This window comes from Streptomyces sp. NPDC030021 (genome assembly GCF_055574035.1).
The window spans coordinates 229,049-249,431 of the sequence record NZ_JBVIAH010000009.1 but is presented as its reverse complement, the minus strand read 5'-3'; the positions used below and the strand labels follow the sequence as shown (position 1 = coordinate 249,431).

The window sequence follows — 20,383 nt, the reverse complement described above, 5'->3', positions numbered from 1 at the left end:
TCGGTTATTCTCGGCCATGCGTGCCGAGAATGACCGTCCGAGAGCGCCTGTACACCGGGCTGCCCTGGAAGAAGGCCCTGCTCCGGGTCGAGGCCGCCGCGCCCGGCTCCCTGCTGATCCCGCAGCCGGACGCCGACCAGCTGCTGCTGGAGTCCCGGGTGATGGCCGCACTGGCCTGGCGGCAGATCGCCACCGTGCACCCGTGGGGTATCAAGTACGTCGACCCGCGCCCCGACCGCCTCGCGATCCGGTTCGAGACCGACGTGGTCGGGCGGCGCGACGCCGAGGAATCCCAGGCCCTGAACCTGGCCAAGGTGCTCCTGCCGCGCGCCGACGAGCACGGCGAGATCACGGGGGTGCCCGGGGCGCGCATCCATGTCGAGAACGGCCAAGTGCTGCTGCGCCTGCTCGGCACAACCGCCTCCGTCACCCTGCTGGGCCTGGACCCCGAAGAATGGCAGCAGGCGGTCGATACCCAGGACCACGAGATGAGCACCTACGGCATGACGCCGTGCCACCGAGACCGGCCGGACCGTTGGCACCCGACCGAGCGCCCCCACCGGGGGCCCGGCCGCCGGGGCGCCGCGGCATCGGCCTGGCTGACCAGCGGTCTGCTGCGCCGGGCCGGCCTGATCCGCTCCCTGGGTGTCCCGCTGGCCGTGACCGGCTGGCTCAACTGCTGTGAACGCGGCGGCGAACGCTGGATCATCGATCCCACGTTCGCCGAAGGCCACGGTGCCGCCGGCCACCGGCGGCTGGCGGCGTTGCTCTCAGCACCCGGCTGGGGTCTGCCCGTCACCGCCGTGGACGAGCACTGCACCTGCCACCTGCCTCCCGGCTGCACCGACCAGTGCACCACCACCGTCGCCGCCCTACGGGCCGATCGGCCCGGCGTGCTGGAAGTGCGCACCATCCAGCGCCGCGGCGACCGCTTGAAGCGGATCCAGGAGGACCGCCCGGAGCTCTATGCGGCCCAGCAGCAGCTCGCCCTCCCCGTGCCCGCCTGGGTAGACCGCTGGCTTGAGCCCGGTGGATCTCCTGCCCCCGGTGTACCCGTCGGCGCTGTCACCGGTCATCGCTGAGAATCACACGGCCTGCCTTGCTGTCCCGTCTCCGATGAGCTGGTCCGGGAGCGGGGCCGTCGCCTGCGGCGACCGGATCGATTGAGACGCCGCGTCGCCGGAGATCCCAGTCGATCTGGTCCTGGTCGGACGGATGCCTCTCGCTGTCTCATCCGGTCCGGTCCGTCCGCACCGTTTCGTGGACCCGCCGGGGCTTCGTCGGCTCAGGGCAGTTCGTCATCACCAGGGGACGACGCCGTTGTCCTCGAAGAACGAACCGCTCGGGCCGCCGTCGGGCAGTGTGGCGAGCCGGATCGCTGTAACCGCGCCCTGTTCGGGGGTGCGGGGTCCGTGGAAGCCTGTGAAGTCGGTGGCGACCAGGCCCGGGCAGGCGGCGTTGATCAGGATGTTCGTCCCGGTGAACTGCCGGGCGTACTGGAAGGTGAGGGCGTTGAGGAACGACTTCGACGGCGCGTAGGCCGCCATGATCGGGATCTCGATGTCGGGGTCCGCCTGCCGGGCCAGGGAGCCGACGCTGCTGGAGACGTTGACGATGCGTGGCGAGGCCGAGCGCCGCAGCAGTGGCAGCATCGCGTTGGTCACCCGGACGACACCCATGACGTTGGTATCCACGACCGTGCGGAGCACTTCCAGATCGAGCGCGGTCGGGTCCTGCACCCACCCCGGGCCCATCTCGCCCGAGATGCCGGCATTGTTGACCAGGGCGTCCAGGCGCCCGGCCAGCCGTTCGATCAGTTCTGCGGCATCAGTGACGCTCTGGTCGTCGGTCACGTCCAGCGGTACTCCGAACGCGTCCACGCCGAGGGCGCGCAGCTTCCTGACAGCGGTTTCGCGTCGGGCGGCGTCGCGGGCTCCCACGCCCACGCGGTACCCGAGGCTGCCCAGCCCGGCCGCGATCTCGTACCCGATGCCCTTGTTCGCGCCGGTCACCAGCGCGATCATCGTTTCGCTCATGCTGATGATGTTGGCTCGCGGACGAGTGGCGCGGCCAACACCGATACGGTGTCCTGTCATACCTGCCAGGTATCACCGCGTATGCTGCGGCCGTGGACACCCTGGAGACCCGCGAGTTGAGGTACTTCGTGGCCGTCGCCGAGGAACTGCACTTCGGGCGGGCCGCCGAGCGCCTCGGCATGGCCCAGCCGCCGCTGTCGCGGGCGATCCAGCAGCTCGAACGGCGCCTCGGGGTCTGCCTGCTGCAGCGCAACCGCCGTGGTGTCCGCCTGACCGGTGCCGGAGAGGTGCTGCTGCACGAGGGCCGGGCGGCCCTCGACGCGACCGTCGCCGCCGCTCGCCGAACCCGGCGCGCCGGCGGTGCCGACAGCCCCGGCGGCCCCCGCAACCGGCTGGTCCTCGCGGTGAAGGCCGCCGCGTCCCACGAACTGCTCCGGAAGCTTCTCGACGCCTACGCGGCCGAGCCCGACAGTGCCGAGATCGAGGTGCTGCCGTGCGGCATTTCCGAGCAGGAAGAGCTGCTGCGCGACGGACGCGCCGATGTCGCGCTCATGCACACGCCGTGGAACTCCCTCGCCGGGTTCGACAGCGAGGCACTGGCGGCCGAGGGGCAGGTCGCCGTCCTGCCTGCCGGGCATCCCCTCGCCGCCCGCGAGACCTTGTCCCTGGCCGATGTCAGGGACGTCCCCGGTCTGCCGCTCGCCCGCTGGCCCGCCCGCGGCACCTACGCACCCGGCCCTGGCCCCGAGATCCACAACCAGACACAACTGGCCCAGCTGATCGCCCTCGGGCGCACCGTGGCGGTCGTCCCCGACTCCGCCCGCTCCTGGCTGTGGGCCGAGCACGCGGCCGTTCCCTTGGCCGACGCACCTTCCGTCGTGACCCACATCGTCTGGCCCGCGCACAGCCGCTCCCTCACCCTGGCCGGCCTGGTCCGCACGGCCGCACGGCTATGACCAGGTCCTGCACTTACCGGTCAGCACCCAGGACGGCTCAGGCCCAGCACCTGGGCGACGGCGGCCCCAAGGTTGTCGTAGCGGACCTTCCCGGTCGGCACCCCGCCCAGCACGTTGAGAGCGTGGACGTGGCCCTCGAAGAACGCCTCCTGCCCCGCCGAGGCGAAGACCCGGTGCACGGCCTTCCCCGAGTACGACTGCCGGAACGCGAACAAGTAGCAGGTCACCAGCTCGCCGGCCAGCTTCACCGTGACGTCCCCGAAGTCGACTTCAGCCTCGGCACTGGGCTTATGGGTCTGCGGGACGAACGCGTCCACAACTCCCTTGCCGGCCTGCAGACGGATCTCTTCACGCCGGCCAGCGACGTATGCGCGGACCATCTGGTAGGAGATGTCGACGGCGTCGTGCTCGTCCAGGAGCCGGTCGTAGATCCGCTTGACCGTGTGCCGCTGCTTCCGCGGCGCGTTCAGATCTGCCGTGAGGATGGCGTCGATCACGGGCCTGTAGGGGTCCAGCCGCGTTTCCCGTGGACGCATCTTCTTCCGAGGCTCCGGCAACGCCGACACCAGAGCCCGCTGCACGGTCTCGAAGCCGACGCCGTACTTCCGCATGACCGCCCGCAGCGACATGCCGGTCCGGGCGTCACGGCGGATCGCCGCGTACAGATCGACCTTGGACTTCGGCAGCATCCGGGTCCCCCTCGTCGTGCAGAGCACAACCAGGGTCCCGAATCACGCACCGGGCGTTCTCGAAACTCGGCAACATCACTCTTCAGTGGAAGAGGGTGTTCCCGTGGTTGAGCTACAGGCGTTCCTGTAACTCGCGAACAAAGCCAACGGACGGGACTCCGGCGCCGGTCCGGGTCACGATGCCGTAGGCCAGACCGTCCCCGATCGTGCCATCGGTGGGCCGGCCGTCCAATCCGGTCACGGGTGCCAGGGAGGCCAGGACGGAGTCGCACGGTCCCGGCTCATTGGATGAGCTCCCATCCGAGTTCCGGCCGCAGCCCGTGGCGATGTCGGTGCTCCCGAGGTGAGAGTCCGTACGCCGTGCGGAAGGCACGGCTGAAGATCGCCGCGTCGGTGAACCCCCAGCGGCTGGCGACCGCGTGGATGGGGAGGAAGGACAACGTCGGGTCCAGCAGGTCGGTCGAGCACCGTTCGAGCCGACGCCTGCGGATCGTCTCAGCTACCGTTTCCTTGCGTTCAGCGAAGAGCTTGTGCAGCAGCCGTACGGAGATGTGGTGGCGTGCGGCGATGGCCGGCGGCGAGAGTCGGGGATCGGCGAGGTTGTCCTCGATGAAGAGATCGAGCCGCCGCACCAGCAACTGGCGGCGTGTCTCAGGGGGGAGGCGGTCGGCGGCGCTCGTGTGGTGGGCGAGGAAGGCCGTGGCCAAGTCCCGTGTCATATCGCCGAGGCGTTCCCCGTCCCCTTCAGTGAGGGATTTCGCCTCCTGGACGACGGATACGAGGTGGCGGGCGAGGACGGCCCCGATCCCGGTCGCCGAAGGCAGCGCGTGGGCGATCAGTCGGTCGGTCCTCGCCTCGGGCAGCAAGAGATCGCAGCGCGGCAGGTGCAGGACGATGGCGCGGGACGGACCGGAGTCGCGGTCACAGGTGCCCCGGCCGGTGTAGGGGCGGGACGAGGACCAGAGGTTGAAGTCGCCTGCGGCGAGACGGGCGTCCTGCCGGGACTGTGAGACTTCCATCCCGCCGCTGAGCAGGAGCGTCACCTCGTATGTCTCCGGGTCGGACTGGCGGATCAGGCGGGCCGTGCGCTCGGAGACGAGAGGGGGGAAGTCCAGGATGGCGAGGCGTGTGGCGCCCAGGGAGAGGACTCCCATGCTGCCGGCGAAATCCGATGGCCGGTCCGTCGTGATCCGGGTCGGTCCGGCGCCCCGGCTGACCGTCTCGCGCCACCACTCGAACCGGTGCTCGGGCGGCAGGTCCGCCGTGTCGTAGACGGTGAAACTCATGAGTCCCCCTGGCGCACCGCGCCTCCGACGCCACTGCCGGGCGGGGCGGTCGCTCCATCCTCCGGGGGGAGGCATCCCGTTCTCCACACACCGGATCGCCCCGTGGCCTGATGTGTGTGCGTGGTGACGGTGAGCGGAACGGGCCGATGGGGCGGGTACGGGCTCGCCAGTGGCGTGAGTCCAGCCGGAGGGAGGGCAGGCCACCCGGCTCATGCCGTGCCGGGTGGATCACCGGATCGGGCGCGTTCCCGTCGGTTCCGCTGCCGCACCCACGAGAGGCGGTGTCCCGAGCGGCGGCGTCCGAGGGGCAGGTGCACCTGCATGGGCCGGGTTTGGCGGGAGGGGCCGCCCGGCGGGTGCCGGACGACCCCTCAAGTCGCTGCCGAGTACGTTGCGCGGATCAGCCGTTGACGGTGAGGCGCGAGGCGCCGCCGTTGATTTCGATGGTTCCAGTCAGGGCTGGCACGGTGCTGACCCGGCCGGCCGAGGCGCCCTGACCGGTGTTTCCGTTGGTCCAGCCCGAGGCCACGCTGCTTCCGTTCCCGTTGCGGAGGAGCACCCGGAAGACGCCGCTCTTGTTGGAGTAGCCGTTGACCCAGGTGCCGCCGCTCTGGCTACGGTGCACGGCAACCCAGTCGCCCTTGTACCAGGAGGAACCGTTGTAGGCCATCGTGCAGGAGATGTCGTCGTACGTCTGCTCCGGAGGGCAGCTCCGAACGGCGGTGAGCGCGGACTCCGCGTCGGTGGCCGCGGAAGCGGCTCCGGTGGCCAGGGGGCTCGCGAGCAGTGCGGCGGTGGCAAGGCCGAGCAGAAGCTTGGTACGCATGGTGGGATGCCTTCCGTCGAGGTGTGCGCTAATCGAGTGCGTCCCGCCGAGTATCGCCAGGCGCCACCAATGCTGGCTTTGGCGAGCGGTGCACGCTTTCTTGGCATGGAGTGCACGCGTCTTTGCTGGGCGTGCGTGTCTGCCCGGGGCCATGACCTCCCGCGGTGACGCCCAGGCAAAGCGAGGGCATCGCCGTTGACGTGTTGGGGCGTTCTAGATGATCGTCGAGGGCTGCGCGAGCTGCTTCCGGGTGCGGTCGGCGCCGCCGTCACCCGGCAACAGCGGCGAGCCCTGCCGCAGTGGCCTACGTCTACTTGGTTCGCACCCTGCAGCTCCACTGCCAGGTGTGGGAAGAACTCGGCGTCGACAGTGAGCCCAGCCGCTATGGTCGGCGGGACCGCGATGATCACGAGTAGGGGGAACGATGAGCCGAACAGACAGGACGCGCCGATGGGCCGTTGCGGCGGCGGGAGCGACGCTTGCGACAACGGCGTTGGTGGCCTGTGGAGATGGCGACCAATCGGATGCGAAGGCGTCCGGCAAGTCCGCGGAACCATCGATCGCGACGTCCGTCAAGCCAAGCCGTCCGACGTTCGACCCGCCCGTGCGCTTCGATGGCTCGTCGGTCGAACTATCGGATGCCAGGCAGCCCAGTACTACCAGTGGGGGAGCGGCACGGCCCGCGGTCACGCTCGCCGACGGTGTCGCCTTCATCACCGCCGAGGGGGGCTTGGAGGCGAAGGACACCGAGACCGGTGCATCCCGCTGGGAGGTAATGACGAAGTACCCTGCGGAGAAGGGCGGCTTCGGAAGCAACCGGGCCGCTCCTCTTGTCTCAACTGACGGCAAAACCGTGTACGCGGCCTGGAGCAGGGGCGTGAAGGGTGAGGGCACGACGCCGGACCGAGCCGTGATCGAGGTGCTGGCGGTGGAAACGGCGACGGGCAAGACTGCATGGTCGGCCGAGATCGCGGCTGCTCCGAGTGCCACCGGGCTCAGCGCCACGCCCATCGGGGCCGACGAGATCCTCGCGCCTCAGATCATCGGAGTCGGTGCCAGCACAGCGCTCATCACCGCGGCCGACACCACGTATGCCGTTGAACCCTCTACGGGCACCATCCGCTGGAAGAAGCCCGACTTCCGTGCCGTGACCCTTGCCGACGGCGTCGTTGCTGGTGGCGAGAAGACGGGGCTCGGTGAAGGCAGGCTGCTGGGACTAACCGCGGCCACGGGTGAACAGCAGTGGACCGTGGCGGAGGCGCGACAGCCGGCCGCAGCCGCGCCGCAGCTGCTGAGCGCAACCCTCAAGGACAAGACGATTGTGGTGGATGCCGTCCGCGGCGAGCAGCGCGCATCACTCGATGGCGGGGGCTGGCGCTGCCTATACGACGCACAGTCACTGCTCCTGTGCTCCCATTACGGGTACAGGATGGCAGACCGCGGGATCACTGTGTTCGACGTCGCCTCGGTTCAGAAGCGGTGGGCCTTGCCCGACGCTTCCGGACGGAAAGTGCCGAAGGTCACCGGGTTCTGGCACGGTGCTGTGTATGGGCAGGTAGGCGACGAACCGATCGTCCTGGAGGGCACGACGGGACAGGATCGGCAGGTGTCTGCGGGCGCGGCGCCGTACGAGATCGACCGATACGGCGGTGTGGTTGGCACGAAGTTCCATCGCGCTGCAGGCTGACCATGCCAGACCGCGGAAGCGCACGGGAGCTGCAACATTACCGCCCTCGCGGGACATCCCCTTCCATGTGTCAGCGTGGGTACCCGCCACCCATCAAAACGAGCACCGAACCGGCCCAGTGATGCGCTGCGAGGAGCCCGGCCGCCCTATATCCGGCCGGGCTCCTTGCCGCCTCAGGGCAGTCCGCCGTCGAGGCTGTTGGCCAGGAGTCCGCACGTGACTTCATGCCCGTCTCGAGCTGACCGGGCGGCCTGCCTGACGGGCGCTGGGAGTAGGGATTGGGTGATGGCCTCCCGCCCGGGACCTGCGGTGAAGGAGAGAAGATCGCTCTGCAGTCACCTGTAGGGTCTGGATGTACATTCTTTGGTCGGCTTGCAGACCTCCCAGTATCCCCCGTTGTAAGGAACACGGGTCCAGTATTCCTGATAGTTTTCGGACGCGCCCAGGGTGACGAAGGGATCTCCACCAGCGTTTTCAACAGTAGTTTTGAATTCACCTTCTGAATTCCTGTACTCCGCCTGTATGTTCCATTGACAATCTTTCCCGTGCAGCTCTTCCAGTCGACCGGACACTCTGAGAGCTCCGGGAGTCTCGGCCGCACCCAGGTCTATCTTGCTGTACTTGAAATATGGTTCGTCACGATGCTCCTCATCGGCGATCCGTGCAGGAGCAGCCGACTCGGCCAGGTTGAAATAGACGGAAGAGACAGAAGAGTTCCCTTGGTTGATGAAGTCGATGATCGTGACCGCCTTCGCCTCGGCACATTCAAGGACTTCGGCGCGCAGGTTCGTAATGGTCAGGGGCGACTTCTTTTCGCTGAAGAACGCAAGTGAATACACCATGTCATCCGATAGGGGTTTCGCTCCTATTTCTTTCAGGTACTTTCTTGCTGCTCGGCTCTGCGTAAGGCTATGCATATCGGCGCTGGGTCCGAACATCTCCAGCTTCTTTCGCTCCTCATCCTTGAGTGGGCGAGATAATGCGTACCGTGGCCAGTCGCCTGGATCCTCCTCTGTTGCGCGCACGACGAATGGGGAGATGTTTTTTTCTTCGGCGTCCTCTAATTTCTTTTCGGCGGCCTTCTCTGCTTTCACGTTCGGCTCAATGAACCAGATGCTGACGACCCCAGAAACAAGCAGTGCGACGAGTGCGGCTACGATCCCGTAGGCATAGCGAACGGCGATCCTCTTATGACTGCGCCCGGCCTCCACGCCCTCCGGGTCAATGACATTTGCTACGCGATCGAGCGCGCGCGCACTAGAGCTTTGGGTATTACCTCTTGCGCCAGGTGCCAGCTGCTCACCAGTGTCTGTTCTTGGATTTCTCCGATCGGCTACGCCGGAATCGAGCTCATGGGGTTCCCTGGGAGGAGTGCTGGATGAAGCCGTCAGGGTTTCCGGCTCGTCCGTCGATGTCGGTCCATGGCTGGAGCTCAATGGCGATGTGGCCGGAGTGGGCCTATCGGGGGCTGGTGTTGCGGGCTCATGACGTTCAGACATTTGGTTCCCCCTGTCTGGGCAGCTATGAGGCCGAGACTCCCATGCGGCAGAGGTTGCTGTCACCAGCGCGCAGAGCTCGTGACACGATCACGTGCGGGCCTTCTTGTGGCCTCCAGCCAGAGGCGCAGGCCAGGGAGACGAAGGCGTCGCACAGGTGACCTGCAGCTTCAATCGCGCCCAGCGCAGCGGCTGTGACCATGCCGGCGGGCTAAGGGATTGCAGACCATCAAGGCGTTGCTTCCCGGCCTGGGCCTCGTTGGTCTGGTATGGGCATCCCGGACGAGACCCGTGACCAACTCTCCGCGAAGTTCGCGGTGTTGTTCCCGCATCTGGACGAGTGGCAGCGACGGCTGCTGATGGGAACCGAGGCCCGGCTGCTGGGGCATGGCTCAGTGGGATCGCATAGCTGGGCTGCTGCCGGAGACCGGTAGTCCGGGTGGCCGGTGGGCCGACCACCCGGACCGTGGTCAACGGTGTCCTCTACCGGACGCTTCCTCTGTTCACTGTTTCCTCCTGCATTGATGCGGCGTTCCGTCGCCCAGTTCCGCAATCTATGGCTGGCACGACGGCACTTGAGATCTACTTGTCACTTCGCGGAAGCTTCGGGAGAACAGGGCCACCTACTGGGTTCACTGTGCCGCGTCTCGTGTCCTTGAGTCGTTGGCACAGAGTGCAGAGAGGCTTGGCAAGCGGCGCACGGGTCAGGTGCGAGGGCCGTGAGATTCCTGGTGTCTGAGGTCCCTGGGCGGCGCGCCGTAGGCGCCACGGAAGGCGCGGCTGAAGTCTGCGGGGTGGCGGAATCCCCACCGAGCGGAGATATCGCCAATCGTGTGGTGTCTCAGCCGCGGGTTGAGAAGGTCGGCCTTGCACCGTTCGAGGCGGCGTCGCCGGATCATCGCGCTGACCGTCTCGGGCTGGCCCTGGAACAGCTGGTGCAGCGCGCGTACGGATATATTGTGGTATGCGGCAATGGTGGTCGGCCGCAGACCATGATCGCCGAGGTTGTGCTCGATGAACGCGTCGATGCGTGCGCGCAGTACCTGCTCACGGGTTTCCATCGGCAGGGTGTGCTGCGCGTCGATGTGGCTCGCGAGGAACGTGACGGCCAGATCGAAGCCGATGCGGCCCAGCCGGTGCAGTTCCGCCGAGCCGGCCGGGGCGGAGTTCTCCCGGAAGCCGGACAGGAACTGGCCGAGCAGCGCCCCTGTCGGGGTTCGCGTGAGGAGAGTGTTGCCCAGCAGGCAGTCCGCCGTACCGCCCGGCAGCGGCAGGGAAGCCCTGGACAGCCGCATCAGCGTCAGACGCTGCTGCCGGCCATGGTCGAGGAAGTCGGCAGCCAGCGGGTGGGAAGTGTCGAACAGAGCCATGTCTCCGGCCGTGAGGCATGTGACATTGCCGCGCTGTTCCAGTCTGATTGGGCTGCCGTGGACCATGAACAGGTGATAGTCCTCCGGGTCATGGTGCCGGATGAGCGCAGGGCTCCGACGAGCCGACAGCGGCGAGAAGGTGAGAGCCACCACTGTGGTGCCGGACAGGTCGGACACGTCGGCTCTCCCGCGGAAGCAGTCGGCGTGATCGCTGGCCATCACTGTGGGCATGACATCCTGACGCATCCGATGCATCCACCACTCAAACCGTTCCCGCGCCGGCACGATGTCAGTGGACAGGGTCGTTACAGGTTCAGGTTCCTGCACCAGGGGCGCTTCTTCGGGCGCAAGTTCAGACACCCGTTGATGGTCCCCCGGGCTCGGGGCGGGTAAAAGGCGGCCGTCGGTCGGAGTGGGAACTCCCCTGACCGGTAAGCGTCACTGCCCCGAACCGGCAGAGGGAGTGCGGCCCCGGGGATCCCGCATGGTCACGGTGGGGTTCTCTTCCCAGGCCACTAGGTCATCGAGGTACCGGGCCAGGGCCTTGGAGCCGGGCGTGTACCGGGCCTGACGCTCGATCACGTGCCGGGGGTGTGCTGGCATTGCATGTGCCGGACCGACCCGCGCCGCATGCTGTGCTCGGAGTAGCGCGGCCGCGACCGGCGAAGGGCCCGGCTCCGCAGTCGGCGGGCGGCCCGGATCGCCGCGCGGTCGGCTTCGGTGCGCGGTGATCAGCAGCGCCCGGTGGCCGTCCAGCTTCTGCTCGTACGCCACCCCCGCCCGCAGCGCCGCCGGGGCCCGGCACCGACTCCGCGTCCTGCGCCAGCATCGGCTCCACCGGCGGTCTGAGCGTCACGGGGCCTCCCTCACGGCTTGCCTGCCCCTCTTCCAGGGTCCGCCGGACCAGCCGGAGGCGGCTCTGCAGGACGGTCGCCGCATCCCCTGCCCCTGCTCCTTGCCGCGCTGCTCGCGGCCTCGGGATACATCACCGTCCACCCCGCACCTACCCGGTGTGACTGAGCGCGGTACTTGGCCAGACTGGCCAAGTACCGCGCTCGTGGGACGCGGGCAGGGGGGAGGCGTTACCCGCCGCGCGGGCCTCCTGCGCGGCGCCCATGCTGAGTAGGAGGGCGCCGTCGGCCCCAGACTTGTCCTTGAAAGGGCCGGATGGGGGGCGCCTGAGAGGAGGAAGTCATGCGTATGCGAAGAATGCTGGGCCTCGCCTTGGCTGCAGCCACCCTGGCCGGCGCGAGCGCGGTCGGAGCTGTCAGCGCTCAGGCCGCCGCGTCTCCGACCATCACCAGGGAAGAGTGCGCGGCCGCGGGTGGGCAGGTCAAGGACAACCCGTACAGGGAATCCACCTGCGTGTTGCCTGACGGGAGTCAGCAGTCGATCACGTGATGGCCTCACGGCCCGAACGCGACGCTCGCGAGCGAACCGGGGAACGTCCTCCGTGGTCACGTCCATGCGCAGCCGCTGGAAGCGGAGCGGGTGGCGCCAGACGCCGCCGTGGTCGATGGCGCGGTCGGCGCTGACCTCGGCGACCAGGTAGTAGCGCTGGGCTGTGCCTTCCCGGCCGAGGTCGTGGTGTTTCCAGCCGACCAGGCAGGCCAGCTGGGCCGCCGCCCCGAAGGCCTCGGAGCGGACCGCAGCGGAGGGGAACCGGGCCGTCAGCATCGGGGCGACGGTGTCGGTCAGGTAGACGGTGACGGTGGTCAGGCCGTGGCCGCCGCCCAGGCGTTCGTCCACGCTGCGGAACGTCTCGGTGAGCTGCCGGACCGTCGTCACCTCGGCCGGGCCGATGCTTGCGCCGGCTTCGGCCGCACTGAGCGTCGCGGAGACCGCTTCGTGGTCGGAGTTCAGCGGCAGGCCGGCGGCGGCGGTGAACGCGGCACCGAGGAAGTCACGGCGACGTTGCATGACGGATCTCCCGAGGTCGGCCAGTGGATCTGCTTCCATGGCCCCGCCGACTTCGCAGCCTGGAGATCGGACCAGCTCATGAGCGCCTCCGTGAGGTGTGTGGGTGCATCCTCACGATCGAGTCACGACGGAGGGAGGGGAGAAAGAGGGCTGATCCGGTCGACGCCCCGACCTGCGGGAACGTAGAACGATGCGCGCTGCTTCTTGCACGATCCTCGTGCTTGTGGGAGGTGGGAACGCAAAGGGTGCTGCAATGGACGCATGTGCCTCGAAGAGCTCCGCACCCTGCTGGCGCGGCACGCCCGCCCCGACTGGACCACTGCCGTCGACGGCGTCCTGATCTCGAAGGTCGACCGGCCGGATCCGCCCGCGCCCTCCATGTCGGGCACCATCCTGGCCGTCATCGCCCAGGGCGCCAAACGACTCGCGCTGGGCGACAGGGTCTACGAGTACGGAGCCGGCCAGTTCCTGGTGGCATCCGTCGACCTGCCGGTCACCGGGCAGTTCACCCAGGCCGCCCCCGACCGGCCGGCCCTCGGCTTCGGCCTCGTGCTCGAACCGTCCGCCGTCGCCGAACTGCTGCTGCAGGCCGGTCCCGGGGACGCCCCCCGTACCGGCTCGGGCGCCGCGCCGTCGGGGATCGCCGTCAGCGACGCCCCGCCGGCCCTGCTCGACGCCGTGGTCCGGCTGCTGCGCCTGCTCGACGAACCCCGCGACCGTGCCGTGCTGGCCCCGCTGGTCAAGCGGGAGATCCTGTGGCGTCTGATCACCGGCGAGCAGGGGGCGGCGGTGCGCCAGCTCGGTCTCGCCGACAGCGGCCTCAGCCACGTCTCCCGGGCCGTGCGCTGGATCCGCGAGCACTACGCCGAGCCCTTCCGGGTCGAGGACGTGGCGCGGCTGTCCGGCATGAGCGTGTCCGCGTTCTACCGCCACTTCCAGGCGGTGACCGCGATGAGCCCCATCCAGTTCCAGAAGCAGATCCGGCTCCAGGAGGCCCGGCTGCTGCTCGCCACGCACCCGGGTGACGTCACGGGGGTCGGCCACCGCGTCGGCTACGACAACCCGTCGCAGTTCAGCCGCGAGTACCGCCGCCAGTTCGGCGCACCCCCGAGCCGGGACGCGGCCCGCCTGCGGAACACCGTACCCGCCCCGATTCCCGTCGGCGTCCTGCCCTGACGGAGGAGGATCGTGCAAGGAGAGGCGAGGATAGTTCTACGGTTTGTGCAGGTAAGGGCGATTCAATGGGATCAGAAGTTCTTCCGTGGAGCAGGAAAATGCCTGTCCGCCGCGGATCCCGTCACATCGCGAGGGGCACATCATGAAGACCGTTCTGATCACCGGTACCTCCTCCGGCTACGGGCGGGAGACCGCCCGGTACTTCCACGCGCAGGGGTGGAACGTCATCGCCACCATGCGGACGCCGCGCACGGGCATCCTGCCCGAGTCCGACCGGCTCCGCGTCGTCGAGCTCGACGTGACCGAGCCCGGGAGCATCAGCGCCGCGCTCGAGGCGGCGGGGCCCGTCGACGTCCTGGTCAACAACGCGGGCGTCCCCTCGATCGGAGTGTTCGAAGGCACCCCCGTGGCCCGGGTAAGGGAGGTCTTCGAGACCAACACGTTCGGCGTGATGGCGATGACGCAGGCGGTACTGCCCCGGTTTCGCGAGCGCGGCTCCGGCGTGGTGGTCAACGTGACCTCCAGCGTGGTGCTGGGCCACATGCCGCTCTCGGCCGTCTACAAGGCGAGCAAGATGGCCGTCGAGGGGTTCACCGCATCGCTCGCACTCGAACTCGCGCCCTTCGGCGTACAGGCCAAGACGGTCGAGCCCGGCGCCTGCCTGACGACGGACTTCGCGCACAGGGCGACGCACGGCGAGTCCCCGGACGAACTGGTTCCGGCCCCCTACGCGGCCTTCGCGAAGAAGGCCATGGAGGAGTTCACGCGCCAGGACCTGTACACCAGGGAGAGCGACGTCGCCGAGACCGTGTGGCGGGCCGTCCACGACACGACCGGGCAGCTGCGATTCCCGGCCGGCGCCGACGCGGTCCGGCTCGCCCAGGCGAAGTGATCAGGGAGCCGGCGCGCGCGGGACCCGGTAGGCGTCCGCCGGCAGGTCCTGCGGGACCGTGGCGGCCCCGTCGGCGCGTACGGCGTCCACCACCGTCTGATGCAGGAGGCGGCTGAACTCCTCGGATTCGCAGCGCACCGGACTGCCGGTCACGGTGAACCAGTCCGAGCCGCCGCTGTACTGCACCGCCACATGGGCCTCCGGGCTCGACCAGGTGGTGTGCACGGTCAGGTCGCCAGTGAGGACTCCCGCCTCGTCGGTACGTACTCCGCCTCGTCCGGCGAAGACTCCAGTCGTCGTCCACGAAGCCCAGGTCATGGCGCATCGCCCCTCACCACGGAGTACCTCTGATGCTTCCACGCTACGGCGGGTCCGGGATTCTCGCGCACTCGCCGCAGCGGGGGACCCCGTCAGGCGGGCCGGTGGCGGCGATCAGTGGCCGGCGGCGGCCTTGACCAGGGCGACCGCGGTGCCGATGACCGCGTCCAGGGTGCCGGCCAGCAGGGCCAGGCCCGTGCCGCCACCCATGCGGATGCCGCCGTACCAGCCCCAGGTGAACAGCCCGGCGACGCTCACCCCGGCCGAGATCAGCAGGGCGGTGTCCACCGCCATCAGCCCGAGCGCCGCCGCACCGATCAGGACCAGAGGCCCCACGGCGGACAGCAGCAGCGGGCTGCTGACGGACAGCATGCGGCGCAGCTCGTGGCCGGTCGCCAGCCGGCCGTGGACGACACGGTGGGCCTGCTGGTCCGCGACCAGCGCGGCCAGCCAGAGGCCCACCGCGGTGGTCAGAACGGTCGCGGCGGCTCCGGTGGCGCTGATGTGATCGGCGCCCGCGAGCCCGATCACCACCGCGATCATGGTGATGGTCGCGTACAGACGTTCCTTCAGCCGCGCGGCGGCGAAGCGCGGATCGCGATCGAAGGCCTGCTCGTCGTCCGCGCCGGGGAAGGCGCCTCCGGAGGACCCGGCCGGGGGCGTCTCGTCAGGGGCCATGCCGCCCACGGTAGGGCCGGCCGGCGGCCCCGCCCCGCAGGCGGGCGGGCAGCGCGCCGTCCGGACGACACGGCAGCACCCCTCCGGCGAAGACCCGCACGGCACGGTGGCCGCCCTTCCGTGCGAGGGTTTCGATCAGGCGGCCGGTCATGTCACGGGCCGTGCCACCGGGCCACGGCTTTCCGGCGCGGGCCCCCCGGACGCGCCGGCCGGACCTGGGCGACCGGTTCGGCGCAGATCGGCGGGCGTGGTGCCGTACCAGCGCTGTACCGCGCGGCGCAGGGCGCGCGCGTCGGCGTAGCCGCTGCGAGCGGCGATCGCGGCGACGCTCAGTTCGGTGCCGTGGAGCAGCCGTGTGATCTGGTCCCGGCGCGCGGCCTCCACCTCGTTGCTCCACGTGGTGTCGTGTTCGTCGAGGCGGCGCTGGAGGGTTCTCGTACTGACGGCCATGCGCCGGGCCACCGCGGGCAGCGTCGGAACGGTCTCGTCGTGGACGGAGGCCAGCGCGGCGCGGAAGAGGTCCAGCCAGTTGTGCAGCGGGATCGCGGCGGCGAGGGTCTGGTCGGCGTGTCTTCGCAGCACGGTCGACAGGCCGGGCTGCGCGTGCGGATTCGGCCCGGTCAGGTCGGAGGCGAGGAAGGTGAGGGAGCTGCCCGGGGCCTCGAACTCGATGTTGCGGGTGCCGTACAGCTCGATCAGGGCGTCGTGCCGGCGGGGTGTCCTGGCGGCCAGGGTGACGCGGAGGGGGACGAGGGAGCGTTGTGCGGCAGCGCTGAGACGCCGTTGGTACAGGCCGAGCGCGTAGGCGCGGATGGCGCAGGCCGGCTCGTAGCCCTGATCCGCCTCGTTGACATGGCTGATGACGATCTGTTCGCCGTCCTCGGTGATCCGCAAGGTGTCGGTGCTGGGGTCGGCGACGATCGAGAGGTAGGCGGCGGCGTCCCGGATGCCTTCGAGCGGAGTGGGCGCCGAGGTGATCAGGTAGTCCCAGACGCCGAGGGTGCCGACGCCCGACTGCTCGGCCAGCAGCAGGGACAACTCGGTCCAGGGGACGCGTACGGTCGTCAGTTCGGCGATGCGGATGCCCGTGGCCGCGGGCGTCCGGCACAGGTCGTCATTGAGGTGCTCGGGTGCCAGGCCCAGCAGGTGCGCGTACCCGTGCGCGGGTATGCCGAACAGGCGCGCCGCGGTGATGCTCAGCCGGGTGATGGCGGAGGAGGTGGTTCCGTGGTGTGCTCGCGTGATCACAGGGGCTGAGCATAGACCAGCAGAAATGACCAGATCATCCGCCTGGCCTGGCGCCGGATGTCCCCAACCCGGCGTGGAAAGTCCCCCCGTGGCGCGGACGGTCCCCTGGCTGGCGCGAGCTGCCCTGGGCCCGGCGGTTCGCGCGGCCGTAGCGTGGTGATCGTTCTCACCGGGTACGGACAGCCGGGCCGGCGGCCAGGTGCACCGCACCGAAGAGCCGCTGTCCGAAGGCGACTTCCCCTGCGGGGGACGTGCCAGTGATCCGTTCTGCGAGGAGTGTCCGTGGAGTTGACCCGAGACGATTTCGCGCTGGCCGCGTTGGTGCCGGCCCCGGCGCGGCTGCCCACCGAGCCGTCCCCGTCCCCGTTCCCGTCCCCGTCCGTGTCTGCGGCGACGGCGCCGAGCCCGGGGTGATGCCGGCCGGGCCCCGGTGAACGCACTGCCCCGGACGGGGGTCTGGGCAGTGCGGGGTACCGGGGCGGGCCGGGCCCGGCCGTCGGCCCACGCCGGGTTCGTCCGGACGCACCGACCCGGACGGGGTGGGGTCAGTGCGGAATGCTGTCGATCAGCTCCCGGGCGCCCTGCCGGAGGAGGGCGACGGCGACGGAAGTTCCGAGGGCGGCCGGGTCGAGGCGGCCCGCCCACTCGTGCGCGTTCAGGACCTCCTTGCCGTCCGGCGAGAACACGCAGGCGCGCAGGGAGAGATCCCCTCCGCGTTCCGCCCGCGCGTGCCCCGCGATCGGGCTGTTGCAGTGCCCCTGGAGGACATGGAGGAGCATCCGCTCGGCGACCGTCTCGCGGTGCGTGTCCGGGTGGCCGAGGGCGCTGACGGTATCGATGAGTTCGGCGTCGTCCTCCCGGCACTGGAGCGCGAGGACGCCGGCGCCGATGGGCGGCATCAGGGTGTCCACCGGGACGATCTCCGTGATGGCGTCCGCGCGGCCGATGCGGTGAAGGCCGGCGACGGCCAGGAGGAGCGCGTCCGCCTCACCGGCGGCGAGCTTCTCCAGGCGCCTGTTGGCGTTCCCGCGCATCGGTACACACTCGACGTGCGGGTACGCGGAGGCGAGCTGGGCGATCCGGCGCACGGAGGAGGTCCCGATGCGGGTACCGGGCGGGAGCCGGTCGAGGGTGAGCCCCTCCGGGTGGATCAGGGCATCGCGGATGTCGTCGCGTTCCAGGAACGCCGCGAAGACCGTTCCGGCGGGCAGCGGGCGGTCGGCCGGGACGTCCTTGACGCAATGCACGGCGAGGTCGGCCTCATCGGCCAGGATCGCGGCGTCCACCTCCTTGGTGAACGCGCCCTTGCCCTCGACCTGTGAGAGGTCTCCCATCCACTTGTCGCCGGTGGTCTTCACCGGCAGGACGGTGGTCGTGATCCCCGGGTGGAGCGCGGCGAGCTCGGCGCGGACCCGCTCCACCTGGGCGAGGGCCATCGGCGAATCGCGGGAGACGATACGAATCGGATCAGCGGGCATGCGGGCACGATACGCCCTCGGACCCTGGCGGCGGGCATCGGAGCCGGGGGCCATCGCCCGCGCGGGGCAGGGATGTTGACCGCCCCGGTAACGTGTTCGAGGGACCCGGCGCGCCACGCCCGGTGCTCCCCGGACCGGACGGCCTGAGGCGTCGATGGATCCCGTCCCGCGCCCCCGGGAGCCCGCATGCCCGGAGACCGCGGGGCGCGGCGTGCGTGCCTGTGACCGGGACTCCTGCTGGAATGGCTGCTTCGGCGGTCCGTGGCGAGGAGGTCCGTTGCCGGAGCGTGGCGGGAGGTCCACCGGGCCCGCGGGTGGGCCCGAGGGGTTGTGGGCACGTGTCCGGGCGGCCGAGGCCGCCGTCGGGCAGATCGGTACGACCCTCGACGCGGTGACCACCTGCCGGGAACTGGCCGGTTTCCTGTCCCGGAACGTGTGCGACGCGGTCGCCGTGGATCTCCTGGCGGAGGACGGCGGTTCCCGCCGCGTCGCGACGGCGGGATCCGCCGGGCTGCTGACGGCCGGGGCCGGTGCATCGCCCTCGGTACGGGCGTCGGACGGCGGGCATCAGCTCTCCGAGTGGGCCACGGTCGCGGGCGGCGTGCCGGTCCACGTCCTGTCCGTCCCGCTGCCGGACGGGGAGCGTGTCCACGGCATGCTGACCGCCGTACGGGCCCGGGCGGGGTTCGGCGACCACGAGGCGGCGACGGTCCACTTCGCGGCCCGGCTGGCGGCGGTGCACCTGGGGCACGCGCGGCAGCTGGCCGCCACCGAGGACACCGTCTCGCACCTCCAGCGCGCGCTCGTGGCGGAACCGGGCCGGCCGCACCCCAACCTGGAGGTGGCCAGCCGCTACCTGCCGGCCGGCCCCCGGGCGCTGGTGGGAGGCGACTGGTTCGAGACGATCCGCCTCCACTACGGCCGCACCCTGCTCGTGGTCGGGGACGTGATGGGCCACGGGCTGGACGCGGCCGTGGACATGAACGCGTACCGCTCCACCCTGCGCGACGTGGCGTCGACGGACCTCGCCCCGCACCGCGTACTGCGTCAGCTCGACGCCCTGGCCGCCGGCGACGCGGCCCGCAGGCCGGCGACCTGCCTGCTCGTACGCGTCGATCCCGCGCGCGGCGTCGCGATGTTCGCCGGCGCCGGCCACCTGCCGCCGGCGGTCTTCGGGGCGGACGGCTCGGCCTCGCTGGTCGACGTCCCGGTCGGCCCGCCGCTGGGCACCGGCATCGGCGGCTACGAAGCCGTCACGCGCGCGATCACCCCGCAGGAGACCCTGCTGATGTTCACCGACGGGCTGGTGGAACGGCGGGGCGAGGACATCGACGTCTCGCTGGCCCGGCTGGTGGGCGTGCGGCCCCCGGTGGGGGCGGGGGTGAACGCGGTGGTGGACGCCGTCGTGGAGGGCCTCGACGCCCAGCACGCGGAGGACGACGTCGCCGTACTCGCCGCCCGGGCCCGCCCCCGCCCGCCCGCGGACCCTGGAGCCACCCCCTCCGGCATGCCCGGCGGGGGTGGCGAACCTACGGTGGAACGGTGAGTCATCGCCTCGCCTGCGTCGCCCTGACCGGCACCCTGTGCGCGACGGTGTTGTCATGCACCGGGGCAAGGTCCGAGTCGCGCTTCCAGGTCGCGCCCGAGCCCGTGGTGAAGACGCTGTCCGCGCACGTCACGGCCGTCCCCCCGGAGAAACTGGGTACCACCCACCACCCCGGCTGCCCCGTGCCGCCGGAGCGGCTGCGGCTCGTCCGGATGAACCACTGGGGCTTCGACGGAAAGGTGCACACCGGCGAATTGGTGGTGCACGAGGACGTGGTCGCCTCCGTCCTGCGGGCCTTCGGAAAGGCCTTCGCCGCCCGCTTCCCGATCCGCCGCATGCGGGTGATGGCCGAGTACGGCGGCAGCGACCCCGCGGCGATGGCCGACGACAACACCTCCGCCTTCAACTGCCGGCCGGTCACCGGAGACCCGGGCCGGCTGTCCCGGCACTCCTGGGGCGACGCGATCGACATCAACCCGGTCGAGAACCCGTACGTCGACGTCCAGGGCACCGTTCATCCCCCGAACGGCCGCACCCATCTCGACCGCGGCCGCACCGGCCCCGGGATGATCACCCCCGACGGGGTCGTGACCCGGGCCTTCCGGGAGATCGGCTGGTACTGGGGCGGCCGCTGGACCCCTCCGGACTACCAGCACTTCTCCGAGCAGGGCGGCTAGTGGTGTGGGCGGCAAAACCCTTCCGTCCCCGCCCCCGGCCGAAACAAAAGGAAAGACGCCAGGGTCCGTGGCATGAGGGGCCGGCCTCCGCCGCCCCGGGTGGA

General features: G+C 70.0%; 18 protein-coding genes. 8 read left to right on the top strand and 10 right to left on the bottom strand.

The window, feature by feature from the left end:
- The first annotated feature begins 29 nt into the window (after window positions 1-29).
- Entirely contained in the window at window positions 30-1,082 is a 1,053-nt protein-coding gene (locus ACZ4YL_RS20310; RefSeq protein WP_468118080.1) for a hypothetical protein, read from the top strand.
- Between the two features lie 219 nt (window positions 1,083-1,301).
- On the opposite strand, the gene ACZ4YL_RS20305 is transcribed toward ACZ4YL_RS20310, so the two are convergent.
- On the bottom strand, window positions 1,302-2,036 hold the full coding sequence (locus tag ACZ4YL_RS20305; RefSeq protein ID WP_468118078.1) for an SDR family oxidoreductase: 735 nt from the start codon (window positions 2,034-2,036) through the stop codon (window positions 1,302-1,304).
- A gap of 92 nt (window positions 2,037-2,128) precedes the next feature.
- On the opposite strand from ACZ4YL_RS20305, the gene ACZ4YL_RS20300 reads away from it, so the two are divergent.
- Window positions 2,129-2,992: a LysR family transcriptional regulator gene (locus ACZ4YL_RS20300; RefSeq protein ID WP_468118076.1), complete on the top strand. Its 864-nt coding sequence runs from the start codon at window positions 2,129-2,131 to the stop codon at window positions 2,990-2,992.
- Window positions 2,993-3,012: 20 nt separating this feature from the next.
- Here the strand turns inward: ACZ4YL_RS20300 and ACZ4YL_RS20295 are convergent, their stop codons facing one another.
- From ACZ4YL_RS20295 to ACZ4YL_RS20285, 3 genes are all read right to left on the bottom strand, one after another.
- Window positions 3,013-3,681, bottom strand: a complete 669-nt coding sequence (locus ACZ4YL_RS20295; RefSeq protein ID WP_468118074.1) for a transposase — start codon at window positions 3,679-3,681, stop codon at window positions 3,013-3,015.
- A 281-nt stretch (window positions 3,682-3,962) separates the two neighbouring features.
- Complete coding sequence (locus ACZ4YL_RS20290; protein WP_468118072.1) at window positions 3,963-4,967, bottom strand: AraC-like ligand-binding domain-containing protein; 1,005 nt, start codon at window positions 4,965-4,967, stop codon at window positions 3,963-3,965.
- Between the two features lie 400 nt (window positions 4,968-5,367).
- Window positions 5,368-5,793, bottom strand: a complete 426-nt coding sequence (locus ACZ4YL_RS20285; protein WP_468118070.1) for a hypothetical protein — start codon at window positions 5,791-5,793, stop codon at window positions 5,368-5,370.
- Between the two features lie 424 nt (window positions 5,794-6,217).
- Here ACZ4YL_RS20285 and ACZ4YL_RS20280 point away from each other — a divergent pair, with 424 nt between their 5' ends.
- The gene (locus tag ACZ4YL_RS20280; RefSeq protein WP_468118069.1) at window positions 6,218-7,480 is read left to right on the top strand and encodes an outer membrane protein assembly factor BamB family protein; all 1,263 of its coding nucleotides are present in this window, start codon (window positions 6,218-6,220) and stop codon (window positions 7,478-7,480) included.
- Window positions 7,481-7,815: 335 nt separating this feature from the next.
- Here the strand turns inward: ACZ4YL_RS20280 and ACZ4YL_RS20275 are convergent, their stop codons facing one another.
- Window positions 7,816-8,979, bottom strand: coding sequence for a hypothetical protein (locus ACZ4YL_RS20275; RefSeq protein ID WP_468118068.1), 1,164 nt, complete (start codon window positions 8,977-8,979; stop codon window positions 7,816-7,818).
- A gap of 701 nt (window positions 8,980-9,680) precedes the next feature.
- Window positions 9,681-10,706: a helix-turn-helix domain-containing protein gene (locus ACZ4YL_RS20270; RefSeq protein WP_468118066.1), complete on the bottom strand. Its 1,026-nt coding sequence runs from the start codon at window positions 10,704-10,706 to the stop codon at window positions 9,681-9,683.
- An 834-nt stretch (window positions 10,707-11,540) separates the two neighbouring features.
- Here ACZ4YL_RS20270 and ACZ4YL_RS20265 point away from each other — a divergent pair.
- The 3 genes from ACZ4YL_RS20265 (at window position 11,541) to ACZ4YL_RS20255 (ending at window position 14,334) form a co-directional block, all read left to right on the top strand.
- Entirely contained in the window at window positions 11,541-11,747 is a 207-nt protein-coding gene (locus tag ACZ4YL_RS20265) for a hypothetical protein (protein ID WP_468118064.1), read from the top strand.
- Between the two features lie 780 nt (window positions 11,748-12,527).
- Entirely contained in the window at window positions 12,528-13,442 is a 915-nt protein-coding gene (locus tag ACZ4YL_RS20260) for an AraC family transcriptional regulator (RefSeq protein ID WP_468118063.1), read from the top strand.
- Between the two features lie 142 nt (window positions 13,443-13,584).
- Entirely contained in the window at window positions 13,585-14,334 is a 750-nt protein-coding gene (locus tag ACZ4YL_RS20255; RefSeq protein ID WP_468118061.1) for an SDR family oxidoreductase, read from the top strand.
- Here the strand turns inward: ACZ4YL_RS20255 and ACZ4YL_RS20250 are convergent, their stop codons facing one another.
- The 4 genes from ACZ4YL_RS20250 to hemC all read right to left on the bottom strand — a co-directional run bounded on the left by ACZ4YL_RS20250 (window position 14,335) and on the right by hemC (window position 18,056).
- Complete coding sequence (locus tag ACZ4YL_RS20250; protein WP_468118059.1) at window positions 14,335-14,652, bottom strand: hypothetical protein; 318 nt, start codon at window positions 14,650-14,652, stop codon at window positions 14,335-14,337.
- 114 nt (window positions 14,653-14,766) lie between these two features.
- A complete protein-coding gene (locus ACZ4YL_RS20245) occupies window positions 14,767-15,330 on the bottom strand; it encodes a hypothetical protein (protein ID WP_468118057.1) in 564 nt (187 codons plus the stop codon).
- Window positions 15,331-15,477: 147 nt separating this feature from the next.
- Window positions 15,478-16,578 carry a helix-turn-helix domain-containing protein gene (locus ACZ4YL_RS20240; RefSeq protein ID WP_468118056.1) on the bottom strand — a complete coding sequence of 367 codons (1,101 nt, stop codon included), beginning with the start codon at window positions 16,576-16,578 and terminating at the stop codon, window positions 15,478-15,480.
- Window positions 16,579-17,123: 545 nt separating this feature from the next.
- Window positions 17,124-18,056 (bottom strand): hydroxymethylbilane synthase, encoded by a 933-nt coding sequence (gene hemC / locus ACZ4YL_RS20235; protein WP_468118054.1) that lies wholly within the window; start codon window positions 18,054-18,056, stop codon window positions 17,124-17,126.
- A gap of 328 nt (window positions 18,057-18,384) precedes the next feature.
- On the opposite strand from hemC, the gene ACZ4YL_RS20230 reads away from it, so the two are divergent.
- Both ACZ4YL_RS20230 and ACZ4YL_RS20225 read left to right on the top strand, forming a co-directional pair.
- Window positions 18,385-19,602 carry a PP2C family protein-serine/threonine phosphatase gene (locus tag ACZ4YL_RS20230; protein WP_468118052.1) on the top strand — a complete coding sequence of 406 codons (1,218 nt, stop codon included), beginning with the start codon at window positions 18,385-18,387 and terminating at the stop codon, window positions 19,600-19,602.
- Window positions 19,599-20,279, top strand: a complete 681-nt coding sequence (locus tag ACZ4YL_RS20225) for a M15 family metallopeptidase (RefSeq protein WP_468118051.1) — start codon at window positions 19,599-19,601, stop codon at window positions 20,277-20,279. Before ACZ4YL_RS20230 ends, ACZ4YL_RS20225 begins: the two co-directional genes overlap by 4 nt.
- Window positions 20,280-20,383 lie beyond the last annotated feature (104 nt).

What these genes read in the sequence shown, in the direction of transcription:
- ACZ4YL_RS20310 (WP_468118080.1), top strand. Translation starts at nt 30, where the DNA reads ATGACCGTCCGAGAGCGCCTGTACACCGGGCTGCCCTGGAAGAAGGCC.
- ACZ4YL_RS20305 (WP_468118078.1), bottom strand. Translation starts at nt 2,036, where the DNA reads ATGAGCGAAACGATGATCGCGCTGGTGACCGGCGCGAACAAGGGCATC.
- ACZ4YL_RS20295 (WP_468118074.1), bottom strand. Translation starts at nt 3,681, where the DNA reads ATGCTGCCGAAGTCCAAGGTCGATCTGTACGCGGCGATCCGCCGTGAC.
- ACZ4YL_RS20290 (WP_468118072.1), bottom strand. Translation starts at nt 4,967, where the DNA reads ATGAGTTTCACCGTCTACGACACGGCGGACCTGCCGCCCGAGCACCGG.
- ACZ4YL_RS20285 (WP_468118070.1), bottom strand. Translation starts at nt 5,793, where the DNA reads ATGCGTACCAAGCTTCTGCTCGGCCTTGCCACCGCCGCACTGCTCGCG.
- ACZ4YL_RS20280 (WP_468118069.1), top strand. Translation starts at nt 6,218, where the DNA reads ATGAGCCGAACAGACAGGACGCGCCGATGGGCCGTTGCGGCGGCGGGA.
- ACZ4YL_RS20275 (WP_468118068.1), bottom strand. Translation starts at nt 8,979, where the DNA reads ATGTCTGAACGTCATGAGCCCGCAACACCAGCCCCCGATAGGCCCACT.
- ACZ4YL_RS20265 (WP_468118064.1), top strand. Translation starts at nt 11,541, where the DNA reads ATGCGTATGCGAAGAATGCTGGGCCTCGCCTTGGCTGCAGCCACCCTG.
- ACZ4YL_RS20260 (WP_468118063.1), top strand. Translation starts at nt 12,528, where the DNA reads ATGTGCCTCGAAGAGCTCCGCACCCTGCTGGCGCGGCACGCCCGCCCC.
- ACZ4YL_RS20255 (WP_468118061.1), top strand. Translation starts at nt 13,585, where the DNA reads ATGAAGACCGTTCTGATCACCGGTACCTCCTCCGGCTACGGGCGGGAG.
- ACZ4YL_RS20250 (WP_468118059.1), bottom strand. Translation starts at nt 14,652, where the DNA reads ATGACCTGGGCTTCGTGGACGACGACTGGAGTCTTCGCCGGACGAGGC.
- ACZ4YL_RS20245 (WP_468118057.1), bottom strand. Translation starts at nt 15,330, where the DNA reads ATGGCCCCTGACGAGACGCCCCCGGCCGGGTCCTCCGGAGGCGCCTTC.
- hemC (WP_468118054.1), bottom strand. Translation starts at nt 18,056, where the DNA reads ATGCCCGCTGATCCGATTCGTATCGTCTCCCGCGATTCGCCGATGGCC.